Source organism: Leptobacterium flavescens (assembly GCF_010671605.1).
In the GTDB taxonomy this organism is placed as follows: Bacteria; Bacteroidota; Bacteroidia; order Flavobacteriales; family Flavobacteriaceae; genus Leptobacterium; species Leptobacterium flavescens.
Genome location: NZ_JAABOO010000001.1, coordinates 260,947 through 285,220, shown reverse-complemented (window position 1 = coordinate 285,220; position 24,274 = coordinate 260,947). Strand labels below are relative to the sequence as shown.

17 protein-coding genes are annotated in these 24,274 nt (G+C 42.5%); all 17 read right to left on the bottom strand.

Features of this window, described 5'->3' with window-relative positions:
- Window positions 1-8: 8 nt before the first annotated feature.
- The 17 genes from GWK08_RS01295 to GWK08_RS01220 all read right to left on the bottom strand — a co-directional run bounded on the left by GWK08_RS01295 (window position 9) and on the right by GWK08_RS01220 (window position 24,197).
- A complete protein-coding gene (locus GWK08_RS01295; RefSeq protein WP_163605102.1) occupies window positions 9-665 on the bottom strand; it encodes a hypothetical protein in 657 nt (218 codons plus the stop codon).
- 21 nt (window positions 666-686) lie between these two features.
- Window positions 687-2,297, bottom strand: a complete 1,611-nt coding sequence (locus GWK08_RS01290; protein WP_163605101.1) for a contractile injection system tape measure protein — start codon at window positions 2,295-2,297, stop codon at window positions 687-689.
- Window positions 2,298-2,302: 5 nt separating this feature from the next.
- The gene (locus GWK08_RS01285; protein WP_163605100.1) at window positions 2,303-9,334 is read right to left on the bottom strand and encodes a hypothetical protein; all 7,032 of its coding nucleotides are present in this window, start codon (window positions 9,332-9,334) and stop codon (window positions 2,303-2,305) included.
- A gap of 1 nt (window position 9,335) precedes the next feature.
- Entirely contained in the window at window positions 9,336-13,613 is a 4,278-nt protein-coding gene (locus tag GWK08_RS01280) for a hypothetical protein (RefSeq protein WP_163605099.1), read from the bottom strand.
- 16 nt (window positions 13,614-13,629) lie between these two features.
- Window positions 13,630-14,052 carry a GPW/gp25 family protein gene (locus GWK08_RS01275; protein ID WP_163605098.1) on the bottom strand — a complete coding sequence of 141 codons (423 nt, stop codon included), beginning with the start codon at window positions 14,050-14,052 and terminating at the stop codon, window positions 13,630-13,632.
- Window positions 14,053-14,063: 11 nt separating this feature from the next.
- The gene (locus tag GWK08_RS01270; protein WP_163605097.1) at window positions 14,064-14,354 is read right to left on the bottom strand and encodes a PAAR domain-containing protein; all 291 of its coding nucleotides are present in this window, start codon (window positions 14,352-14,354) and stop codon (window positions 14,064-14,066) included.
- Between the two features lie 9 nt (window positions 14,355-14,363).
- Window positions 14,364-16,136: a type VI secretion system tip protein VgrG gene (gene vgrG / locus GWK08_RS01265; protein WP_163605096.1), complete on the bottom strand. Its 1,773-nt coding sequence runs from the start codon at window positions 16,134-16,136 to the stop codon at window positions 14,364-14,366.
- Complete coding sequence (locus GWK08_RS01260) at window positions 16,133-16,840, bottom strand: CIS tube protein (RefSeq protein ID WP_163605095.1); 708 nt, start codon at window positions 16,838-16,840, stop codon at window positions 16,133-16,135. Before GWK08_RS01260 ends, vgrG begins: the two co-directional genes overlap by 4 nt.
- Complete coding sequence (locus GWK08_RS19175; RefSeq protein ID WP_204335980.1) at window positions 16,840-16,998, bottom strand: DUF5908 family protein; 159 nt, start codon at window positions 16,996-16,998, stop codon at window positions 16,840-16,842. Before GWK08_RS19175 ends, GWK08_RS01260 begins: the two co-directional genes overlap by 1 nt.
- 11 nt (window positions 16,999-17,009) lie before the next feature.
- Complete coding sequence (locus GWK08_RS01255; protein ID WP_163605094.1) at window positions 17,010-17,486, bottom strand: phage tail protein; 477 nt, start codon at window positions 17,484-17,486, stop codon at window positions 17,010-17,012.
- 11 nt (window positions 17,487-17,497) lie between these two features.
- The gene (locus GWK08_RS01250; protein ID WP_163605093.1) at window positions 17,498-17,965 is read right to left on the bottom strand and encodes a phage tail protein; all 468 of its coding nucleotides are present in this window, start codon (window positions 17,963-17,965) and stop codon (window positions 17,498-17,500) included.
- 34 nt (window positions 17,966-17,999) lie between these two features.
- A complete protein-coding gene (locus GWK08_RS01245; RefSeq protein WP_163605092.1) occupies window positions 18,000-18,953 on the bottom strand; it encodes a hypothetical protein in 954 nt (317 codons plus the stop codon).
- Between the two features lie 30 nt (window positions 18,954-18,983).
- Window positions 18,984-19,889: a hypothetical protein gene (locus GWK08_RS01240; protein WP_163605091.1), complete on the bottom strand. Its 906-nt coding sequence runs from the start codon at window positions 19,887-19,889 to the stop codon at window positions 18,984-18,986.
- A gap of 38 nt (window positions 19,890-19,927) precedes the next feature.
- Entirely contained in the window at window positions 19,928-21,337 is a 1,410-nt protein-coding gene (locus tag GWK08_RS01235) for a phage tail sheath family protein (protein ID WP_163605090.1), read from the bottom strand.
- A gap of 28 nt (window positions 21,338-21,365) precedes the next feature.
- Entirely contained in the window at window positions 21,366-22,688 is a 1,323-nt protein-coding gene (locus GWK08_RS01230) for a hypothetical protein (RefSeq protein WP_163605089.1), read from the bottom strand.
- Entirely contained in the window at window positions 22,681-23,325 is a 645-nt protein-coding gene (locus GWK08_RS01225) for a DUF4255 domain-containing protein (RefSeq protein WP_163605088.1), read from the bottom strand. Before GWK08_RS01225 ends, GWK08_RS01230 begins: the two co-directional genes overlap by 8 nt.
- Before the next feature lie 167 nt (window positions 23,326-23,492).
- Window positions 23,493-24,197 (bottom strand): LuxR C-terminal-related transcriptional regulator, encoded by a 705-nt coding sequence (locus tag GWK08_RS01220; RefSeq protein WP_163605087.1) that lies wholly within the window; start codon window positions 24,195-24,197, stop codon window positions 23,493-23,495.
- Between the last annotated feature and the right edge of the window lie 77 nt (window positions 24,198-24,274).

Sequence of the window (24,274 nt, the reverse complement as noted above, 5' to 3'; positions counted from 1 at the left end):
TTTCCTCATTATTGATTTGATCTGTATTTGGTTGTAATTTTCCTGTTCAGATAATTCCTGATCTCCGGGTTTTCCCATTCTATTTTTTGTATCTGCCTTTTCAGGAGTACCGTATCTCTTAATGCTGTTGAGTCCCTGTTTAATTCTTCCTGTATACTCGCCAGTTTATTGATCTCCATCAGGGTGTGAACTGCCTGGTTGTCTTTTGTATTAGCTGCCGTATCCGAGCCGTCTACACTTAATGTATTTGATTTTGCAGCATCTTTTTCGATAGCTTTATTGGTCAGATCGATTACTTTTTCCGAATTTCCGAGCAATAGATTGGCAACACTAACGGCCTTAATATCTTCTGATGTAGAAGCTCTTTTTTCCAGTTTTTCGGTTACTTCCCTCAATTTTTCTTCCGCCTCCTTATCTTCGGGATTTTCCAGGAGCCTCTGCTTGTATTCTTTCATGGCAATCTTATAATCACCGATCTGGATCTCCTTTATACTCGGGTAAGCGATCATAATGATGGGAATGGGGAAAAACATAAGCAACCTCTTTATCTCACTCTTTTTTACTATGTAATAAATCAGGCCGGCACACAGTATTAAAAAGAGAAATACTCCTAAAAAGAGTAAAACAAGTTCAAACGGGTACAGGTCTTCGAAAAATGCTTTCATAGGTTTCTGTTTTAAATAATTTTATCTCCAGTCAACTTTCAGGATATCTTTCATCCACGGTAATTTGATTACACTCAACCCCCAGGGCAGCCTATCCAGTAATACGTCCAGGGTTTTCTGTTCAACATATAATTTCCAGCCGGTCTGTTCTTTGGTGAGCTTCCCTTCACGAATTAAAAAACCTTCTCTGAGCCCTTCAGGAGAAACATTACCCAGAACCTGCCAGTGGTTTATAACAGCTCTCAGCATGTTTACGGCTTCCTCTTTTTCTTCTTCGGTTATCTTCAGGTTATGATCGATAGGTATATTGGCAGGCATCGCACAGAGAAATTTAGGCAGGACCATTTCGTATTCCCTGACGGTTTCTTCTCCCGTAGCCAGGAAATGAAGCAGAAGTACCGCCTTGCTTTGACAATAATGATCCTGAAATTTTTCGTCAACAACAAGCTTTGTTTTTTGGAAAAAATGGTTCAGGAAAGGATGAAGTAAGATCATTCCGGCATTCTTAAAGAATTGAGGAGATTCCATTTCCTTTTTTTCCTGATCTGTTATTCTTTGCTCTTCCTCTGTTCTGATCCGTTGCTCTGAATTGAACCTTTCTTTGGGAGGGGCCTCCGCTATTGGGTTTTCCGGGATATGCTCCAATACTTCAGATACGCGGGGATAAAGAGCTTTAATGTTTTCTTCGGCCTGGATAAACTCATCTTTTAAAGCAGAAAGAACAGTAAGCCCGGCAATATGTTTAAAAAGGGATCTGCTGTTTGCTTTTTCTCCTTTTACGATAACTTTTGTAAAAACCTGCCTCCAGATCTCAATTTCCAGCTCTCTGGGAACCAGATCCTGTGCAAGGGAAGGAGTTGATCCTATCAGATCACTGATCTCTTCGATTAACTCCGGTAAGGATGCCTGGGAATATCCGGTGAACAGTTCTGTGATCGATCTGAGATCTGCGGAATGGTGTTGAAGTATAAGGCGTTCCAGGGCCAGGGGATGTTTTTTTATTTTTTCTTCCAGAAGACTCACCGCCCTGTGTTCCAGCCCCAGCGTTTCCAGTACCGCTAATATCCAGTTATCGTTGGGTTCAAGAGAATAGGAGGGAAGAGTACCTGTTTCCAGCCAATAAAGCCACAAATCAAAATAATGTCTTCTTAAAGGCAAACCGGTATCAGTGCCCTGCGATGGGCTGTCTACAGGGTCATCTCCGGGATCGGGTGTTTCCTGCGAGGCCCCGCTACTACTTATCTTGTTTCTGTAATTCTCCGGGATTTCGGCTTCGGATTCCCGGGAGAATGTTTTCCAGTCCTGCTGTTCACGGACTCCGGGATCTTGTTCTTTACTTAAGCTTTTTAATTTATCGTGAATAGCTTCCATAAGAAGCCTGCTTATTCTGGCCACCAGTTCTTCATTGTTTTCAAGCCTGTTACCCGGGTCTATGCTACCGATATCAAGTTCTATCCTGTCAAATCGGATCACTTCATTTTTACCGGCTACCTTATCAAATAACCTATTCAGTTCGGGAACCAGCTTTTGCCAGAACAGGCTGCTTATTTTTTGCTGGATCACATAGGTATTGTCCGAAGTACTGAACTCCAGTAATATCAATTGTTTCCCTATGAGGTGATTTCCAGCCATGATCTTTATTTGACAATTCTTTTTAACTGATTAAGTATACCCGTATTTGCAAGGGATCTCAGTTCTTCACTTTTCCATTCCTTCTTAAGCCCAGTCATTGATACTCCCTTTTCTTTAAGGATTTCAATGCTGGTTTTAAGGCTTTCCAATTCTTCTTTTTTGAGCTTTTCCTTTCTGTCCAGTGCTAATTTGTCAAACAGGTGATAAGAGGCGTTTTTCAGAAGCTCGAGTAACTGTTCCGGATTTGTTGCCTTATTTAAGCTGTATCGTTTAAAATAGTTTATCAACTGAGCATAAGCGGGGATAGCAGGAGCGTTCTGAACAAAGAACAATGCCCGTTCATAGCTTTTGCTCTTCAGCACTTTTTCGTCTTCTACGGCTTTTAATTTTTTTAGATAAGCTGCTTTTCTTTTTCTGATAGAAGCCAGAAGTTCTTTATCCGATCTTTTTTCAACCGGTTTCTCTCTTGTTTTTTTCTTTCTTACCGGAGCTTTTGATCTTGTAACTTTTTTACTTACCCGGCTTTTTTTGCTGAGCTGTTCCAGCTGTGCAGTTTGAGTATCAGAAGCTGAGGTGATAAATAACTGCCCTTCATCAAAAGGAATGTCACTATCAGGCTCCGGTGGGCAATGCCCCCAAAACAAGGTTCCTTCCGTATCCGGTGGTAAACAACACGGATCGGGTGCAGGGCGATCATGGCTTCCGCAATCGCATTCACCTCCTTCTCCCGGAATGGAAGGGCAGGGAGGCTCTGATTCGAGTTCTTTTATACAATCTGCAATTATGCAATAGGGAGGAGGGCCATCAGGATCACACCCTGGTATTTCAGGATTTTCCAACCATTCCAGCCATATTTTATAAGCATCTTCGAATTTGCAAAGATCTCTTGGACTTAGCCATAAAATATTAAGTCCGACCAATGCCGGGACTTCCCGGTATAATAATTTTTCAAAGGCTTGTCTTGCTTCCTGTGTTCTGAAACGTTTGGACCAGGAGGGAAGAACAAGAGTAGCCCAGAAGGAATACGGATCGCTTCCGGGGAGATAGTGTATATTGAATATATCTGACTCTGAGCAGGGATCATCCTTATCCATGTCCGGCTGCCATTCAATAGGGCAGCAGTAATCGGGACAGATCGGTAACAAACAATTTATGGCTTTCTGATTCCCTTCCTCATCAACATGAATGATCTCCCTGCAGGCTTCCGCCGTTTTCGGCCTCAGTAAAATATGTTCCAGAAGATGCATTCCCGTATCGCAAACACAGGCTTTTGTAATTTCAATTGCATCCATAACATCCTGGAAACAGCTGTATTGCTGTGGATGATAAGCCAGTTCTTTACTCTTGTCGATAATCTGAAAAGAATAAGGACCATACTCTGTCCTGGCTATACATTCTATCCCTAAAGACTTATTTGTTGCGAGGCGACAGAATTCAATAAACGCCTTTAATGCTTCGGAACAGCAGGAATAACAATTACTGCTGATAAAGGGATATTTTTCATTACAGGCTTGTTCCTGATTACCGGGTTTTTCCTCTTCACAACCACAGGGTTGAAGCCCATCCTCGGAAATGATCTTATCGTTCTCCGGCCAGTAAAGCCTGAAGCAATATCCTTTTTCTGTTTTGTAGATAGGGAAGTAATTAGCAATATTTATCAGGTTCTCAAGTGTAAATGCCGGATGGTCGATAAAACTCAACAGCCTGCTTTTGGCCCTGAGCTTATCTTTTAGGCAATCCTTTACTTCTTCCAGGTCTTTTTCGTCTCCCGTGCATATTTTCAGGCATTCCCGTATTATATGAACCAATTCACAGAACTCACTCAGGTTGTCCTGCTGAATGTTCACAGAGGAAATATAGCTGAGCAACTGAGAAGAAGAAACTCCGCTGATAGCAGCTCTGCCAAAACCGGTTATATATCGGGACCATTGGGTCTTTTCCAAAAGGGCGATCCAGTTCTTGATCTGCTCATCCCGTTCACATTCCGAATTGTAATAGCAATTGTGATCTACGATATAATAGGAGGGTGAAACAACCTTGAATTTCCAGTATTTCTGATCGCAGTAGGGGATATAGTTTTTGCAGTCTTCCGCGGCATATACAAATTCCCTGACCCCGCCGGGAGGACAGTCGTTACAGGTATTCCGTTTCTCAGGAAACAGATCGTCCCAGGCTTCTTCCTCAGATTGGAAATCGCAGGAACTCTCTGCCAGTACTTCCATCAAACCGACATAGAATCTACCCTTGTCGCAAAGGATCCTGCAATTATTGGAGGTCCCGGCCAGATTGTAAAAATGAAGGTAAGCTTCTATTGCCTGCAAGGCATTTTCGTAACAATCTGTACTTTCCCAGATAACACTGCCCGAATTCAGGCCGGGATAAGCGTACAGACAACTTTTAAAGCTGAAGCTGTCCTGCGGGATCACTACCCTGAATTTATATTTTTGATGACATTCTTTGTCTTCTTCATCATCTACCTTAAAGATGGGGAACATATTGGCCAGAAGTACATAATACTGAATCACATCTTTTCCTTCGCTCCGTAATTTTCTTTGCATTTCTTCCGGAATAACCGCTATGAATGAGGAATCATCACAGCTTTTGTCATCCGGTGCTTTATAGGATTCACGGAGGTTGATCTTCCCGTCAACCCCGTATTGCTCGGGATCCCGTGCTAATTCAATAATTTTTAACCAATCTTTTTCCCAGGCCTTTTCAGCTTCTTCATAGCTGTCAAAACCAATATAACTGATAAGGATAAACTCATTATCCTGATCATCCTTGAAGCACACCTGATAGTGATATTTTTTCGGATTTTTCTCAGGGCAGACCACTCTGTCTTTCGGTGGGCATTCTTTCAGATTAACCGGGGGAATAATATCGCAAATGGCAGACCTTACCCGTGTTGTATACGCCCGGTTAGGGCATAGATAGGGACTTTTGGCTAACGGGGCGTTTTTTTTGTAAAACCTCCATTCATAGAGCCCGTCCTGGTTTTCGGCCATTTCTTCTGCTATAAAATCTTCTCTAGGTTTGAGATCTGCAGTGTAGATACGCTGAATATAGCTCGTAACCGCCCTGGCACTTTCTGCAGAAGCTTTTTTGCGTCCCTTTCTGTATTGAACTACAAGCGGCAGTTCGCTTTTAGGTTCAAAAAGTGCAAATTCATATGTTTTCTTCTTTTCAGATATCTTCTTAAAGGTCAGTCCCGGAAGTTTCTTGACAAAGGAGGTGTAAGCCTTCTCCGCCATTTCGTATTTTTCAAAGGAATCAAGGCTTATAAACAGAGGCTCCAATTCGTTTTGTGCATTACTGTCCCCGTATACAAAATGATACCTGGCCGGTGTAGAGTGAATTTTGAATTGATAGATATGCGGATTGCAAAGAGATGGATCTTTTTCCTCGGCCATCCTGCAGATGGTTTTATCAAAATCGCTTTGGGCTCTGGCTTTTGAACTGAATTCGGAAGAAGCATCAAGAAGGATGCTTTCATCTTCATGTAAAGACCATACATATCTTCTGGGCTCTTCTTTAACCTGAACAGGTAATTCTGCCTTTTTGAAAAACCGGATAGCAGCATTAAGGGCCCTGTCCCTGTCTGAAGCTGTTTCGAAATGCCCTGAAGGAAGGGCTAAAAATGAATTGTATTTATCCTTTAGTATAAAATTGTACTCCGGATTTCCGGGATCTCCCGATTGCAGGTAGTTCTTCTTACTGATACTCTGCACAAATACATCCTTGATCTGCTGAAGAGCTTCCGTTTTACTGTTGTAAACACAATAACTCACCAGCATTTGGTCTTCACTTCGGGAAGGGATCTTAAAACCGAATTTCTCCGCTTCTTTCTCGTATTCAGGCTTGGTATTCCTGTTACCAAATACCCTGCTACAATTTTCTATGACGGCGGCGGTTTCCTGTTCTTCAAGCCGAAGGCGCTCCGTAGTGGCAATTGGATTACCCTTTTCATTTTTAAGAATGATCAAAACAGAATTCCCATCTCTTTTGAACTCATAATTCCTGGCAGAAGCCCCCAGTGTTTTTGCCTGCCTCCAGGCAGTAACCGCTTTATAGGCATCCGGATAAAGCCCTGTCCCCTTAAAGGAAACATTATCGTATACATTCAGTTTCCATCTGACTGCTGTATCGTGTTCGGTAAGATAGTCTTTCAGTGTGGCCTGGTCTATCATATTTTCCCAGGTATAATCCTTATCTTTAAAAGTGCTTTCGCTTGAAAATACCTTTCCGGTAGCCGCTTCTCTGATATGCCACTTCCAGCTGATAAGGGTTTTTATTCTGCAATCAAAGGCATTTGCATTGAGGAAATGATCTTTTCTCTTTAAAGGGAGTAAACGATAATCCTTTTGCTTTCCTTCGGAAGACCTGTTAATAGAACTGATAAATTCTTCCTTTTTGTCATTAGCCAGTTTGGCAGAGCTTATTTTTCTGTTCCTACTGATTATGGAAACTTCGCCGGAAGGATGTACAAGTTGCTGTTGATAATGATACTTAGAAACAATTATATTTTCTTCGGACGCCTGGTTAGAAAACAATCTTTTCATTACACGGGCATCAAATCCGTTCATGCTTTTTTCCAGCCTTCTGTAAAATCTGGGGCTCCGTAATTGAGTCAGCACCCTTTTTGCCATTTCCTGCAACTCTTCCCGGCTTTCGTAGCTCCTGTTACTTCTGAAAAAAACATTCCCGGCCCTGTCCTTCAGTAACAACCTGAAACATTGAATTACTTCAAAATTACACAGGTTACGTCTCTCATAATTATCAAGACCCGAAAGCAGGGATACGCGTTTTTCAAAACCGGAGACATTGTCGGAATTCCAGGAAGTTTGAAGGTAGTTAAAGGCCTTTCCACGATTACGGCTTATTGTTGCAAATTCATTGATATAGGCAGACTGATCATTGATCCTTTCTTCATCAAAATGAGTGTGATTTATCCTGCTCTGATATTGTAAAAGGGTATAATCTGTAAAATCTTCTCCGAACCTGGCAAGTAAATGATCCAGGAACTTCTTTCTCCTGTCCAGATATTCCTCTTTCTTTTCGGTTAGCTCCCTGATAAGATCGATATAGGAAATAGGATGAAAGGAAATATTAAAATAGTGTTTATCTGCCGCTGAGGTTTCAGATTTATCACTGATAAGCATATAATTCTTCTGCAGGGAAGCAAGGAATGCCGTGTTTTTGGCTTCATTCCTGGCCTCGTTTACCGAAGCATACCTTTTGGTACCAACCACTACAATATCATCCGGTAATTGAGGGCAGAGCGTAAAGAAATAACCATAACGATCCGACAGTATTTCAATGCTGTAGTTTTCATTAAAGAAAGAGTCGATCAGCTGATTTATGTAGATAGAGCGTATACCCGCTGAAGGAAAAATAAAAGGGTCTATCGATTTTTTTTTATCCCCGCAAAAATTATCTATGATCAGTTCAGCCCTGGGATTGGCCTGAAGACGATTCAATGCTGCCCTCCATTCGTCATTGTTCAGCACCGGCAGGGCAAGAACAGAACCTTCGATTGTATCTCCCTTGTAGAATTTTAAGAGTTCTTCCAATCCCGGAATGGTATCCGGTAATTGAGTAAAATAAGTACGTTTTTCATTTTCCTGCTTTTCGGCTTCCGGTTTAAGAGAAAAAAGAGAACGAATATGAGTTAACTGAGCGGTATAATTGGCCAGGATCTGATCGTAAAACATCAGGTATCCTTTTAATTGAAGTGCCTGCGTTTTTCTCTTTAATGTTGCTTCTTCCGGTAAACCGTCTTCTCCTATTCCGTAAACTACCGGAAAATCATTCTGGATCGAATAATACTCGTCCAGATCCTCTCTGTAAAGTCCTTTAGGCACTTCGGTATTGAGATTGGCCATAGGGAGTTCGAATTTTCCGGGGAAAGAAAGGCTGCGGTGCACTTTGGCCTTATCTACCTTTAACAGGCCTTCCCGGCTGTACAGGTCTACACATGTATTTTCAAGTGAGAAGACCGGAACACAATCTTCCGGAATCCGATTTGCTTCAACCCAGTCTAGCGCGGGCTCATTGATGATCTGCCCTCCGTTAAGGTTGATCTTTTTAATTTTCCGAACGCCTTCTATGCTTAAAATTACATGATAGAGGTCTGAAAGATAGATCTCTTTTCGCCTTTCCAGTTTTTCGAGTTCTACCGTATCTACAAAACCGAAACTTTCCAGTCTGTAAGACCGCCCGGCAAATATCTCGTCTATATTTTTTCCTTTGTCCAGTAATTCATTCAGCGTATAATACTTTATTTCGGGCTGGATAAAATTCTTTACTCTTTTTATGATCTCACCGTAAATTCCTTCTCCTTCAAAACCAGGAAGCAACTCTACTTCCAGACATATTCCGAAATCAAGGGGCTTAAGGATCTTTATCTCTACAAAATCTTCGCATAAATTCCGGTGCTTATTAAGTAGCTGCCTTGCTTTTTCGATGAGCTCCTCTTCCTGCTTTTCATTTTTAACCAGATCGATATCCTTTTCAATACACACTTTAAAGAGGCCGTTTAGATGCAGTTCTCCGTATTCGTTCTCTACCAGCCCTCCGCATTTCCGGATAACCGAATTAGGATTTCGAACACAGGTCAAAGTATTATCTGTGGGATCGACATACATATCTATTTCCTGCTCTGCTATTTCCAACCAGGCGTTCTTTACTTCGGGGATCTCCAAAAGGAGTTTCCTGTAATCCATTATGGTTACTGGATTGATAGTAAGGATATCCAGAGGAGTGAGAAAATTATCGTCTGCCCCGGGATCTTTCTCCTGTGCAATAAGGTCTTCAAAGGGAAGATTGGTTTTATATCCCAGGTCCATTAATGCATATATCAGCACTTCCAGAATGGTAATTCCCGGATCGTGAACGTTGTGATCGGTCCATATTTTACCCGCCAGTTTCCCGATATGTTCCAGACCTTCTCTACGAAGCTTCTTAAAATCGAGATACTCCGGGATGTCCGGATCTATCCGGGTTATGACCGTTGTATTATTTCCTGTTAATTCTTCCATGTCAGATCAATTCTACTTGTTCATTTGTGGGTTCAGGACATTTTTCTTTATTGATATTTACACAGATCTTACCCCCTGTGAGGACAGACCTTGCAGTAAGGGGTTTTATAACTGCTCCTTTCTGATCGCATTCTCCTTCTAGTTCGAGGTTGACGATAAAGTCTACATAGTCCAGTTGCTCAATAAAACCTACCAGATCGGAGAAGAGGACTTCCTGCCCGAAATTGATGTCTTCGGAACTTCCTGTTGCCCACGGGGCAAGGAAAAGAGTAATATCCTCCTTGAGTTTCTTGGCATAAAAAGCATCGGGCTTCCCGCGATGCAGCCGAACCGAAACCGATACATTTACTTCTTCATACCTGGGGTTCATCACTTTGATCCGCGCAAAGGGAGAGGTTTTACTTCGGATGTGATCTCCTATTTTTTCCAGAATGCTCAGGGGAACTTTGGGTTTTAACTGATCTCCCGACTTTAATTTGCTCAGATCGGGAATAACACAAATAACCATATAACCGGGCGCAACCTCCAGGTCACGGCGGTATTCATTAGCGGAAAGCCCCATTGTGTGACTGATGCATTTGACCTTGTAGATCTGAGGGAAGCCTTCCAGGGTGATCTTTTCGTGATCGCCTATCATGATCCCTCTTCCTTTATGCTTCAGGTGTTCACTTACCCGGATATAAAAATGACCTTCAGCTTCCGGTTTTCTCCCTTCGAATGAATCGTATAACTGCTCTACTTTTTTAACACTGAAATCACCTTCTACCAATTTGGAAATACTCCCCGCTTCCAGGGCTGTATCCAGCCTGTTCTTATCGTTTAACTCACTCATATGGGCCGATGCTCTAGCGGCCTGACTGTGAACCCCGATGATCTCTGCAACCGCCTGAACATTTTCTTCGGCGGATGCCTTGATCCAGTATAGATTGTCCGGCATCAGGGTACTGCCTGTTTTTGAAAAAGTATCAGGCAGGGCAATTGTAACGATCCCCGAAACGGTTAAACCATCGGTATGATCTGAAATTACATCCAGATGTGGCTTCAGGAGTATCCATTCATTATTCTTCAGATAGTGCCAGTTTATTTTTGCTCTGTCCCTTTCGGAATCAGCCGTGGCCTCTGCAAGCTGGAACAGGAGAGATAGATTTCCTCCAGGCTGTATATCTTCCATTCCGATAAACAGGGTACCCTCATCATTAAGAAAAGGGAATAGGGTAGGTGATTTTTCGATGTCTTCGAATTTGGAGGTGTTTTCAAACGGATACAGATGAACGATATCCATATCTTCCCTGGTGGCATGAGCTTTATAATCTACCGATAAGGATTTAATTAAAGGAGTGTAGGGTTCATTGGGCAGGACTACATCCACGCCTCCCGTGATATTTTCAATGAGTGTTTTTAAAGCACATACTTTAGACTGTAATTCATCAGAGATATTGTTCAAACCTCTAATAATGGGCGGAGGGAAAATCCTTCCTTTAAGGAATGCCATAATCAGGTTGTTAATGGTTCCTCCTGACCCTCCCTGGGCGTCTACTTCGTTTATTAGGTCCGTTATCTGATCTTCATTGAGGGTTGCAAGTGTACAACTCTGATCGACCTGAGTAATAAACCCCGCCGATTTGATAAGATCGGCTACATCGGCAAGTTTGAACATCTGCTGGGCAAGTACAAAAGCATAGCGGTCGTGCTGAAAATCCTCTCCTTTTAGCTGTAACCGGAAAAAGGCTTTCCTGGAATTTACATTGAGCGGCACCAGAGGATCTACAGGCATGGACTTAACCACGTAATTTGCTGCGCTGGCTCCAAAATCGGCTCTTTGCCAGGTATAACCATTGTCGTAGGTAACCCCATCTATATCAGGACAACCCGGAAAGGTTTCCTGGGGGGTAAACATCTCTTTGGTACCGTCTTCCTCCCAGTTTCCGCTCTCCAGGACGCTTCCTTTAACACTAAAGCTGGAGTCATCTATGGTTGGTGGCGGATTCTGGTTATATGCTTCATAGTAAGTGCTGAAATCGGCAGGTCTGTCTTTCCACTTTACATTAAGGCGGAAGGATTCCCAGTTCTTGCAGAATACCTCCCTGGAACCGATGTAGAAAGCAGAATCGACCTTAGGCCGGGGGCCGAAAGGAAAGACAGGTTTATTCACATCCTGTAAATTCTCATCATTCTGAACGATAAGATTTTTTACCTCACATACTTCAACATCTATTCTTGAATCGACCAGGGTCAGACCTTTCAGAAAATGATAAAGGGAAACGTTGATCTCTTCCTCAGATCTTTTTTCTTTTTTCAGGCAGCATCGGTTGGGATCTCCGGGAGGGGGCGGCGCACTAAGATCGTCGCAACCAAATATGTTTTTTTTGATATTAATACCGGTATTAGCCTCAATTTTTACCAGGGGGAAGGGTTTTTTTAGCGGAATTTTTTCTTTTAACTGCTTTTCATCGTAAAATACCACCATAGGATCATCTTCCTCAAGAACTACCTTGATCTCGAACTGCAGATCGCCATCCGTAGCCAGTTCCGGAAATGCGGGAAGGTTGATCTTAATATCCGTGATATTTCCTGGTTTTGGAATAACCCAATCTTTTTCACCACTAAAGGAAATATTAAATATCGGCTCACTCAGGGTCGTGGAAGAAAGCTGAAGACAATTGCATAATGTTCTTTTTTCAACCTCCGAAAAAACAGGTTCACAACTAACAGGATCTTCAACGCTGAGGAATTTCTTCAGGTCTTCAATAAGATATGGACTTTCTTTACTGAGAAAATCCCTCAAAAATTGCTTAGCCTCCGGAGACAGGGAAGCAGCACAATTATCGATGAGGTCATCTGTCAGGTGATAGATGGGCTGAGTAACAAGGCTTTCCAGTTCATTTTTTATTTCCAGGGTAGTATGACTACTGTTTTGGGGGAGCTGACAATTTAAGCGGATGGTAATAGTACGTTTTCCTTCTTCCAGTAACAAGACTGGAGAAGAGATCACAAAACCGAGCCGGGCTTTAGGATGTTCATTGGCAATTGTTTTACCTTCCTCTATGTATTTACTGTATTTAGACCCAAGGCTGGACCAGTTCTGGGATTGATCTTTTTTAAAAGCCTTCCCCAATCCGTCTGCAGAATTTGCCACAGGTGCGGTATAAACTCCTTCAATGTAACTGTTTCCATTATCCCTCACGTCGTAAAGAGAAAGCGTTTTCAACTCTTTGACCTGTGCTTTGTCCAGAACAATTTCATGATCCAGTGCAAACTGGATATCCTCTTTGTTTACGTCCTTTCCGTTCTTTAAAAGCAGGCCTTCCGGTAGTGGGTATTCATCCAGGTGTTTGGCCATTTCGAATATAAGATGGGCTTTATCGGGTACAGCATCTTTAGGGATCATTTTTAAGACCCGCTCATAGAAGAAATCCAAATGTTTTTTTCCGAGATCATTGATATTTCCCTGGAGGTGATTAAATAATTCCAGGAAACTGAATAAAAGAGCGAGATGAGGCTGATGTCTTTTTTGGAGGGATTCCTTAAGAGGTAATAAACTCTCTTCAATATATTGGGGTGAAGCAGTAATAATTTCTCTAAAACCTTTAAGCATCTGTGCAAAAAGGGTGTTCAATACATCTGCCGCTTTAAGAAAGGCTTCCTTTTTACCTTTTTTTGAATGTTTTATACAGGGATCCAGGGCAAAAACTTCCTGAACCTTTAATTGCCAGGGAGCTTTCATATAATCTGAGAAATTCTTTTTTTCCAGGCACAGAAAAGTAGCACTGGCATTGTATAGAGAGATATAAGATTTTAAAGCTTCTATAAAAGCAGATTTGACAATGGCGTTAAGCGGGATACTGAAACTGTTTTCAGCTTCTTCAATCGTTCTGGAGAGGAGGGCTGTCGGACTTATGATCTTATTGAGAATAAAGATCATAACCGATTCCAGGGATTGTTTAGACGGGTTTGCGTTCAGCTCGCTGATCAGCAGGAGGAATTGCTCTTCCAAAGCGTCTGCCGATGTCTTGCTTAACTCTGCCAACTGAAAAGGAAGACTATTCCTGAAGAAAGGTAACCAGTGGCTTAATTCCTGGTATTCTCCATCTCTATCATTCTTGCGGTACTCGTAAAAATTGATTTGCCTTGCGTATGAGCTGATCAGGAACAAGCGATCGGCGAGGGTTTTACCATCAATAGGCGCCGAATCCGGGGACAGAGCAGAAATGATACGGGTTTTCTGACTGGTTCCCTTACGGTTTTTCAGGGGATGTGATATGTGTGATGGCTTTTTCATCCGTTTTTTCCTTTATTTATATTCCCTGATCTGCTTCCCTCAAATAGAAATCATATACATAATTGTATCTGGAATTGGAACCTTCCATCATATAGTGTACTGTGATCCGAAGTATTCCTTCGATAAGTTCGAAAGATTCGGCTTCTGTAATATCTACTCTTTCCAGTTTAATACGGGGCTCATAGTACAGGATGGCTCTTTCTACCAGGTCTCTTAAAAACCCGATCAGGGAATTATCTGTGCTTTCAAACTGATAATCCTTCAGGTTACATCCGTAATCCGGTTGCATGACACGTTCTCCGAGGCTTGTCGAAAGCAGGATCTCCAGGCTTTGTTCAATATCGGTTTCGGCACTTACCATGCTTACGGTCTCTATATCTTTATCGAAAGTGGGAGGGAAGGACCATCCCGTTCCGAGGTATGCTTTATTCGTGTTCATTTTCTTAGTTTTTATCCTCCGACCATTACGGTTGGGAAACCCTGAACGATCACTCCGCCATGAGCTGTCAGATCGCCTAACCTTGCTGCCGGCTTACCTCCGATAAAAACAGAGAGCGAGCCTTTAACGATAGTGTCGGGTGGACCTACACATACACACATATCTCCTACTACTGCTGCCGGTTGTCCACCGATAAGCACGGTGGGAACGGAAGGACCGGTTATCGGGCCTCCCACATGAGGTACGGGCCCGTTAAATAAAGGGCAGGTATGCATGTCGGCTATTCTTGCTGCTGGTGGCATGATTGTCTGTTAATTAATATTTACCAGGGAGCCTTTAACTTCAGTTATTCCATCTGCCGAGAGCTTGGTAGTGGCTCCTTTTACTTCCATGCTCGCTTTAGCAGATGCGGACATTTGTGCAGCTTCCAGGCTCATTGCCATTCCTGCTTTAATGTCTATTTTTCCGGTGGCTTCTATCTTGATGTCTTTAGGACTGTTGATCTCTATTCCGGAAGTATTCATTTTCATCAGGTTGCCGTTCTGATCTTCTACGGTAATAGAGGTGCTGTCTTCGTCCAGTTTAATACTATTTCCCGCCGGGGTATCTATGGTTATGGTTTTGGTATCATCATTAAAATGCACCCTCATTTTCGACCTTGTTACAAATCCTTTTTCATGGTTGACATCCTGTGCAGTTATAGGCGCGGGTTTAGCACTGCTGTTTACCATTCCAAGAACAATGGCATCCCTGGGGTCGTCGTTCAGAAAACCTACAATTACTTCATCTTCGATCTCGGGAAGGAAAAAAGAACCTCTTTCATTCCCTGCGTCAAGGGTGGCTACCCTGGCCCAGACACCGCGGGCCGAATTATCGATAATGGGCAATCTGACAAGGATGCGGTTTTCTCCTTCGGGATCATCCTGCAACTGAACTACCTTGCCTATCTGCAATCCGTTAATGGCGGGCACCAGGCCGGACGCCTGTACATCGGTTACATCCTTATAGGTTTGAGAAAAGCAATCGGGAGTTAAGCCGAATTGAGCCTGAGTATACCAGGAACCATTGTATACGTCCTGTCTTACCGCAGAGACAAATGCATTTCCGGTAAATCGATCCCCGATTCCCTGTAATTCGATGAGTTGTCCGGGTTTAATTTCCCTGAATCCGATAAACTTGGCTCTCCCCTGTATTTTGGACAGGCGGCTTCGCTGCATAATGGCTTTTGTCCATTCCTGTAATTCTTCTTCAATAGCCTGCCCCGTATGCCTGAGTTCAAATGTTTCCGGGCTTATAGTGCCCGAAAGGTTCTCTCCGCTTATATTTCCGGGTTCATTAAGAGGAACACTATTTAGCGTGTGTTCGAACAGATCCTGCCCGGAGTAGTTCCATGATTTGGCTTCTACCGATGTCCATTGATGCCTGGCATCCATTTCGGCTTCAAAATCTATCAACGTAGAGCCGAATAATACAGCCAGTGCAGGATCTGTATTGGTTTCCGGCGATTTTATATTGATCTTTCCATCGTCGGCAGTAACAAATTTTGCATTGGCATCTGCGCGCATCAGCAGAAAATCCCAATCGGTACAGTGATGCTGAACCATCTCGAGATGGGTAATGGAAGTAACATCAACTTCGTGACTTAATCCGGAGTACCTTCCGATAACTTCCTCCATGATCTCACTGTCCTTACTGTTTTCGTAATAGCGGTTATGGCGTCCAATAGTCATTTTTACGGCTTCATCCCTGCAGTCGAGGATCAACTCTGTTTCTCCGCTTTCCTTTACCCTGATACCGTGTTTGATGATAACTCCTTTGAATACCTGTTCGTTTTCACCATCGCGGCCAATTTTTATATTGATGGATTTTCCTGGAAGGAATTCTTCCTCTTCACTGATCCTGAAACTTTCATCCGCAGAATCGCCGTCCTTCAGAATGATCTTTGCAGAGGGTACCCTGTTGATCTCCTTTATAACAGATATGGAAAGTATCTGATAGCCGGGATCGACCAACTGCCCGTCGATCAGAATATCGAAGGTAGCTACATGATGCGAAGCTTCTACCGGTATTTCTCTGTCTTTCATTCCTGTGATCTTTTATCGATAGGAGGGAAAACCAATTCCCTTCCGGGTTTTATCTTTCTAAAGGTGGTCAGGCCATTTGCCTTGGCCACACGGGTAACATAATTGGAATCTTTATAGATCTTATGTGTCATCAGATCCAGACGATCTCCCGATTTTACCTGCCTTACATGAGTAAGGTCCGGAGAACGTCTTCTTTCCCTGGCTACGCGCTCACGTTGAGCCACATAGTTTAAAAAAGTGGTACTGGCTTTTACCCGTAAAGGATCGCCATTGGGTTTAAAAAGGGTATAATTCAGATCGAGATTGGAAAGGATACAGGGAAACATAAAATTCCCCCACTGTACCTGTAAAAAATGAGGGCGGTGTATCTCACCATTCATATTGTAAACGGTATTCATAAAAATTTCCAGTTCAGATTTTACCGAATGGTCATCTCCGTTGTACTTATAACCCTCTATGGTCCTGGTTCCGTCGAAAATAAAATCGAGCTTTAACTCCTCGGGTTTTGTTCCTTTATAATCGGGATTTGTCCCCTGATTTCCCTGTCCCTGTTGCTGATTGAGCTCTACTTTAAAATTTTGTGTAAAACTCTCGGGGTTGACGGGCAGTGAAATGGGATTAGGGCTTATACCCGATTTGTTTCGGAATTCCTCATCCTCATAGGCGTGAATTAAAACCTTTACCAATTGTCCGTTATCATCCATTAGCGTTCTGATTTATCTTTAATGATCTTAAACACTTTTTCAACAATTTCATTAATGTCTACATCGGCACTTCCTTTTGATTGCTGAGCACCGGACTGGCCTGAACTGCTGTTGTTTACGGTTGCTTTTATTACTAATTCTCTGATCTCCAAAGGCATGATCTTTTCTTTTATGGGTTTACTGTAACCAGTTTAAAGTAATTGTAATTGAGCTCTAAAGTCTCGATAAGAACACTTCCCTGTTCTGCGTTCAGTTCTCCCACTTTCCAGCTAACCGGCCATACATGGGAGAGTTCCCATTGCATGAGCACATCGTGATTCTCATTTAACAGTTCGATATTGACCTTCCCGACGGGCGTGATCACCATGTTCTGAAATGCATCCTGACACCATTGGGTAAGACCCGAGTGCTCCGGAGTAAGTATTCCTCTCTTTAAGGTGAGGCTTGTATACTTTCTCCTTCCCGGAATACTGTGTTCAAACCGGTTTTCACCGCCTTCTTTTACGGTTTCTTTTTCTACTTCTACATTCATTCCGCCAACCGATTGAAATCGAACATCAACCTCCTTAACGGTGGGCAGATTCAGAAAAGACACCTTAAAATGAAAGCCGACAATCTGATATGTGCTATTTGATTCCACAGTCATTAATACGCTTCTTATTTAGCCTCCAGGATGGTGAGTCCCTCATGTACCAGTTCCATGGTCTCTATTGCTACTTCATTGGCATCGGCCTTGAGATCGGTAGATTGTACCTTGCTCGGCCATGCATTTTCCAGGATCCAGGTAATAATAGGCTCGTGGTTCTCATTTAACAACTTAACTGTAACAGAGCGTCTGTACAGGGAACCTGTATCATTACCCTCCTGGAAGAAGTAGGTTTTTTGCCATTCTGTGAAGAAATCGAAATCGCCTTCAAACGTTCCTCTTTTCAGGGTAATATTGCTGTATTTGGTGAGTCCGGGTTGCTTTGTTTTATTGTATTTTTTATTGCTCCCTTCCCTGTATTCAATGACCTCTGTTTCAAAGTCCAGTCCACTTACCTCCGTAAATCCAATTCGAAAATCGCTTCCCCATTCTACGAGGAAATGAAACTTTGGTAGTGGATAATCTCCTATTGCTGCCATATTCTTAGATTTTAATTTTTAGTGTTTGATATGCTTATTTTCCACTCTCCGCTGCTTCTGCTGCTTTGATAGCTTCTGCAAGGCTCGTTTTCTTAGAGAGGATGGTGTCGCTTTCCTTTTTGGAATTGATCCAATCTTCTTTCAGACTCTCTGTTTTTTCTGTGGCGGTCTCATAATCTTTACGGACCTTTTTGTAATACCAACTGCTACTTATAGGGAAGGTTGGAATTGGCTTGGCTTTCTTGTCATCGCACGGATATTTGTACTTGTCGGGATCGTTTTCATTTTGTTCCTCTTCATTTTCACCCTGATCCTCGTCATCATCGCAATGTTCATCATCTTCAGAACCATCTCCGTTAAAGTCTTCACGAATACCTTTAAGCTTATCTTCCAAACCGTCTTCCTTACAGATAGCTGCATATAGAAGATGAGCGCATTTGAGCGTTTCCAGAAGCTTTTCCAGAATGGCATCCTGCATTTCACAAACCAGGACGATCTTCTCCTCGTAAGCTTCTATACATTTGATAACTTCTGCCTTGTCTTCGTCGCTTACATTCTGAAGGCATTCGACCGCCTTTTTAAATGCAGTGATCTTATCTTTAAGCCCCTCCTTGTTCTCATCGAAAGTGAAGAAACAATCGAAAATGGTCTTAACCAGGCAGGTAAGCTTTTCCAGGGCTTCGGTAGTGCACTTGGATTTTTCACATACTATTTTTACCTGCTCCAGAAGAAAGTCAAGTTGCGTAACAATATCCTTTGATTTCTTATCGGCTTCGGTGATGAGCCTGTCCCAGTTTTCCAGTTTTGTTTCCCAATTGAGGGAGTTTATATATTCTTCCCTGAATTTTTCGGTCTGGGCAGCCGCCTTTTTATAATCGTTACATGCTTTTTCATGTTCTTTTTTCCATTTGTCCAGACAATCGTTTTCCGGATCCCCATTACCCGGATCATCTTTACAGCAGGCGTTGTTTATCATAAATTTTCCCATGATTTCTTATTTAAATTGTTATACCGGATATTAATATTGATCTGCAGACTGTTTTCCTTTTCTTCGGGGAGTCTTCTTTCTGCCTTCATTTTCTTTCCCTTTATCATAACAGCTTCCGTACTCCTCGCAGAGATCGAGGCATTCACCATCGCATTCACTTTCGCAAATGAACTTTATGATGCATTCCAGACCCTGGGATGTGGTAGATTCTGATGCTGTATCGCACATGATCTGCGCCAGTTCTTCTACAACAGCATTCAGTTCTTCCCTTGCCTTACTCACATCTTCCGCAGTAGATTTTATATTGGCATCCACACAATCCTTAAAGATCTTTACGGCATCTACAAGAAGTTTTACAAACTCTTTAAGACTGTGAGTGTTGGTAAAGGTTTGGATCCCTGCAATTGTTACTGCGGATTCAAACGCATTCTGCCCTTTTTCATCCAGCGTCTTGGTTTTATCCATGATCTCCTTAAGATCGTGTTCTATTTCTCCGATCTTCCCGTCTTTTGAAGGCTTCCCGGATTTTGGAAAGAGTTTGTTCTTAACACAGTTAGACATTGCGCAGGCTGCATTATGGGCTTCTTCCATTTTAACCCGCATTTCGTTCAACAACTTGGAGGATTCCTTGATGAGCTTTTCTATGTCTTCATCTTTTTTAATGTATTCCTCCGTGTTTCCCTGAATGATCTCTGTCTTCTTATAATTCCCGAGAGTTACACAACTCATGATGTCCTGATAGACCTTATGTGATTTCTCTGCGCTGTCCAGACAACAAATTTTATAGCCCTGGGCCTTTTCCTTTGACTCCTGAAGAGTCCTGCCGGCAGCTTCCGAACTATCTGCCGCATTCTTTTCATTTTTAATGACGGTAAGGGTTTCACATATTATTGCTTCCGGATTATTACCGTTATCATTGCCGTTCTTGCTAGCCATGTTTTACTATTTTAGTGTTCATTGATTTGCTTTATGGTTTACTCTGATAGCATTTTATGGCTAAACCTTAGAATGATGAATTCTGCCGGTCTCACGACTGCCATTCCGATTTCCACTATCATCCTTCCTTCCCAGATATCTACTTCATCCATGGTTTCATTCAGTCCTACCTTTACGTAGAAAGCCTGCTCAGGAGTAGTACCCATCAGGGCTCCTGCTCTCCATTGCTGAACCAGGAAATTATCTATCATCGATTTTACCCTTGACCAGGTGTTGAGGTCGTTAGGTTCGAATACGAATTGAAGCGTTGCTTTTTTAACCGATTCCTCTACCATGTTGAAAAACCGCCTTACCGGAACATAGCGCCATTCGTTACTGTTACCGGCCAACGTACGGGCACCCCAGATGATGGCGTTCCCCCGGCCGACAAACGAACGGATCACATTTACAGATTTTCCGGCATTGACATCTACATTCAGGCTTTCCTGTTGCTGATCTGTAACCTTCATCATGGGCCTGATCACATAATCCATATTTACATTGGCAGGTGCTTTCCACACTCCTCTTGACGAATCGACACTGGCGTATACACCAACGACCCCGGATGAAGGAGGCATTTCCAGCGGAAGGTTCCGAATGGAATTCTGTGCCTGGAAATAAAGTGCATTGTTTTTGGATTTCAGGTCAGACATCGGCCCGTTTAAAGAACCGTCACCACCCTGATGAACAATGGTTACATTGGCATCTCCATCACCTTCACCTCCGTAATAATAATCGAGAATGGTCTCTACATTAGGGAAGTAGGTAGCACCGTACTTAATAGTGTTTTCTTCCGGCGGGGTGTTATTACGCATCACATCTATATTGGCAAGAAGATCGGGCTCTGCCGGATCCTGCCATATATCCATGACCGTAAACCGGTCTTTCAGTTTTTCACACATATCCATCGACTCTCCGAACAGATTATAAAAATCCGGGAAGTTGTCCAGTCCCTGGGAATCGGGATATACATAGAGTGTTATCTCATCGATCTTTTCGGTAGCGTCGAGCCCCGTTTTAAGATCGGCAAAGCTCACAATACCGGTAGAATAATCACCTACGGAAACCACCCAGCAGGGACCGCCTCCGTTAGCGAAAAACATCTGTAAAGCATAATGCATGATGTACTTAGACCTGTCTCCGATGGACGCCTGTACTATAGTTGGTGCACTGGGCTGTTCACTGATCAATACGGAAAGTTGAGTTTCTACAGCGGGTTTCCCGAAAAAACGTTCGTACTCCAGTAAAGAACTAATTCTCTTAGGCTCATTCAATAATGAATTTCCTCTTTGATCCTCGGCTTTTTCGGTATATCCGATAAAAGCGGGAATTGCGGTTTCAACCTGAGCGATTGACGGTGGGAGTTTAGGGATCTCTTCAATATAAACTCCAGGTGTTTTATAGTTCATAATGCCATTTTTATAAAAGGTTCAATGTTTAATTTTTTAATAATCTGTTTGACTGATTGATATAGATCTCAGAAAATATCTTCTCTTCCTCCACCCGGATTGCCGGGATCCTGGGATGGGGCAACAAAAGAGCGGTCCCGTTCTTAAAAGGAACCAGCGCTTCGGTTATAGCCTTGGGTTTTATGGATATCAGCTTCTCGGATTGAAGGGACAAATGCGCAGCGGTTGCTGCTATTTCCGGTGCACTGAATCCACCTTCTTTTCTGTACCTCCAATAGGTTCTTCTGTTACTTAACCTGATCTCAAAAACCGGATGAGACACCTTTTGGTTTGCCCCGTCTATTTTGGTGATCAAAAAACCTCCGGCGTCCAAAAGACTGTAAGGAGACCCTGTTTCATCGAATCTGATATCTATAAGTGCAAAATGATCCTTGTGGTAGATTTCACTGTTCAGGTAAACCGGATAGGAAACTTCCGGCCCTGCATTAGCTGTGATCTTCAACGTATAGAAATCTGAAGGAATAGGAGGAGAGTTCTCATCGGTCTCGTCAACCTTTTCAAAGTTCAGAGGAATGTCCCCTAAGGCTACAAGCCCTCCTTTATCAATGGTCTTTATTTCGGTATTGCTCACATCCTCCAGAACAAATTTTATCTGGGTGATGTTCTGTTCTTTTTTTAAGCGATAGATAAAATTGGATGGAAGAAGTATCCTGTCGGAAGCATTTAAAAAACGTTTATCCGTAGTATCTTCCCAATAAGTTGGATCACTACCGTCTGTTTGCTGAAGTGCTTCTCTGATCGTTCCACCGAAATTGACATATGAACCCATTTCATAGGTTTTCCCTGGCTGATGCTCTTCAACATTATTGGAGAGTGGCAGGGATTTATAAGGTGGAGGCCCTGCTTCGTCCAATTCTGTCTTATTTTTATTGGTCAGATAGTATATGGAAGGGAGGGAATGCCTTAAATTAATGTTGGTCATACTGTTAAAAAAGGGAAGCTTTGGGCGAACTGAAAAACCGAGGCTCAGCTCCGGAATAAATTCCTGTACGGCTTTATAACGGATCTCTCCGGCCACGTTTTCCGTATCTACTTCTGTTCCCACAATAAAACCCAGTGCCGTTCTTGCCATCAGCAATCTGTATTCACTCATTTTTCTTTTGGTGTCTTCCAGCGGATTTATATCGAAGAGGTCTTTTATATCGTAGATGTTATGCGAAAGTTTTTTGTTGATCAGATCTTTTTTCTCTGCCAGGTTCCTGTCAAAAAAGGAAGTTCCGTCTGCTGTCGTCAGGAAATAATCATGCAGGAAACGGATCTCGAAAAGCCTTTTAAAAACGGTACTACTCATCACAATCGGCATTTATCATGTTCTCAATTCTCTCAATGGTCTCTATTACCGGAGCATCCTCTTCGGTATTCTCCTGGATCTTCACAAGGCGTACTTTATACATGGCAAAGGGAACCTGTTTTCCTCCCAGAGAGCCCCAGAGGTGGTTGATCTGCTCAAAGGTGAGGGTGTATAATTCTACATTTAACCTGAGCTCGTCCTTTTCTTCCTGAGAAATAGTAATATCTCCGGAAACGGTTGTAAAAGGGGAGTTCTTAACAGTAAAACTCTTCTTGGCCTGAAAAAACTGGATAACCAGCGACAGGCGGTGGAGGGCAAACTCATAAGCATCCTGCAGATCTTGTCCGAGGGTCGTAGAAATAAGAATGTAAAGATTCAGGAACACCGGAGGCTCTACATATCGGGTCCCGTTCAGGGTTCTGATGGTATTGCTGTTGTTTTTGAGGGTGCTTTCCTCTTCCGTATTAACCAGGGTAATTATGATCTTATTGTTGAGGTCGCCATGCGTTTCCCCATCCATAAGCGCAATATTGTGCAGGATGATATCATCTTCGGTAATAGCGTCTGTAGGCCTTTTGTTTTGAAAGACATAATTACTCAATTCATCCCTTAATAATTTTAGAGCCGATCCAATCATAACCTGATTAAACTTTAAATACTGCTTAAATGCTGATCGCAGGGGGGAAATAATGCTACTTAGAGGGGGTAATTATTGTCCTATGCAAGTTTTAAAATAAAAGGTTTCGGATCAATCCCCATTTTTAGGGATTTTGAGCGTAATTGTCTAAAATTCCGGAATTTACTCTATAGCTGCATGAGTTCGGAAGCTCTCTTGATGAGTTGCGCAGTGTTGTTTACTTTAAATTTTTCAATGAGGTGCTTACGATGCGAAGTGGCAGTATGACCGCTTATGTAGAGTTTATCTGCGATCTGTTTGGAGGAGAAACCATTAGCTATCAGTTTAAGAACTTCCAGTTCCCTGGAAGAGATATCCACATCCAGCAAGTTGTTGTAATAAACAGAGTTGATCTTTTTACCGAGGCATTTTTCTATGCTTTCCCTATCGGAGAAGTCATAGAGGTAATTCAGCAGAAGGATCTCATTATTTATATGATATAATTCCAGTTCATGCTTGATAAAACACCATTTTCCACTCGGGGTTTTGATATGATAGTTCAGGTAAATGGAATTGATCTCTCTCTGCCTGGAGAAGATAAAATTGGATATTTGTTTCTGAATGATCCGGGCTTCCCGCGGATCGATAAGATTATACCAGAATTTCCAGCCTCCGTCTATGATCTCGGCAGGGCGATACCCTAAAAGATCCTCGTAGGAACAGCTGCAGCTCAGAAAAGTCTTTTTCCTGATATCGAAAATGCTGATCATAATATTTTTGGAACATTCGCAAAGCTTAAAGATTTTTTTCTTGATTTCCGGCCATAACAGTTCCTCTCTTGCGAGTACATCTGCATTGCTTTTGCCATAGGCAATTTGATAAGCATTTTTCATTTTTAATTATTGGCACGGTTGTTAGAATAAGGTTTTTAAAGTTACATCAATCATCTGTAAAAACGCTTAGGGTATTC

Coding starts and splice junctions, on each gene's coding strand:
- GWK08_RS01295 (WP_163605102.1), bottom strand. CDS start 665: ATGAAAGCATTTTTCGAAGACCTGTACCCGTTTGAACTTGTTTTACTC.
- GWK08_RS01290 (WP_163605101.1), bottom strand. CDS start 2,297: ATGGCTGGAAATCACCTCATAGGGAAACAATTGATATTACTGGAGTTC.
- GWK08_RS01285 (WP_163605100.1), bottom strand. CDS start 9,334: ATGGAAGAATTAACAGGAAATAATACAACGGTCATAACCCGGATAGAT.
- GWK08_RS01280 (WP_163605099.1), bottom strand. CDS start 13,613: ATGAAAAAGCCATCACACATATCACATCCCCTGAAAAACCGTAAGGGA.
- GWK08_RS01275 (WP_163605098.1), bottom strand. CDS start 14,052: ATGAACACGAATAAAGCATACCTCGGAACGGGATGGTCCTTCCCTCCC.
- GWK08_RS01270 (WP_163605097.1), bottom strand. CDS start 14,354: ATGCCACCAGCAGCAAGAATAGCCGACATGCATACCTGCCCTTTATTT.
- vgrG (WP_163605096.1), bottom strand. CDS start 16,136: ATGAAAGACAGAGAAATACCGGTAGAAGCTTCGCATCATGTAGCTACC.
- GWK08_RS01260 (WP_163605095.1), bottom strand. CDS start 16,840: ATGGATGATAACGGACAATTGGTAAAGGTTTTAATTCACGCCTATGAG.
- GWK08_RS19175 (WP_204335980.1), bottom strand. CDS start 16,998: ATGCCTTTGGAGATCAGAGAATTAGTAATAAAAGCAACCGTAAACAAC.
- GWK08_RS01255 (WP_163605094.1), bottom strand. CDS start 17,486: ATGACTGTGGAATCAAATAGCACATATCAGATTGTCGGCTTTCATTTT.
- GWK08_RS01250 (WP_163605093.1), bottom strand. CDS start 17,965: ATGGCAGCAATAGGAGATTATCCACTACCAAAGTTTCATTTCCTCGTA.
- GWK08_RS01245 (WP_163605092.1), bottom strand. CDS start 18,953: ATGGGAAAATTTATGATAAACAACGCCTGCTGTAAAGATGATCCGGGT.
- GWK08_RS01240 (WP_163605091.1), bottom strand. CDS start 19,889: ATGGCTAGCAAGAACGGCAATGATAACGGTAATAATCCGGAAGCAATA.
- GWK08_RS01235 (WP_163605090.1), bottom strand. CDS start 21,337: ATGAACTATAAAACACCTGGAGTTTATATTGAAGAGATCCCTAAACTC.
- GWK08_RS01230 (WP_163605089.1), bottom strand. CDS start 22,688: ATGAGTAGTACCGTTTTTAAAAGGCTTTTCGAGATCCGTTTCCTGCAT.
- GWK08_RS01225 (WP_163605088.1), bottom strand. CDS start 23,325: ATGATTGGATCGGCTCTAAAATTATTAAGGGATGAATTGAGTAATTAT.
- GWK08_RS01220 (WP_163605087.1), bottom strand. CDS start 24,197: ATGAAAAATGCTTATCAAATTGCCTATGGCAAAAGCAATGCAGATGTA.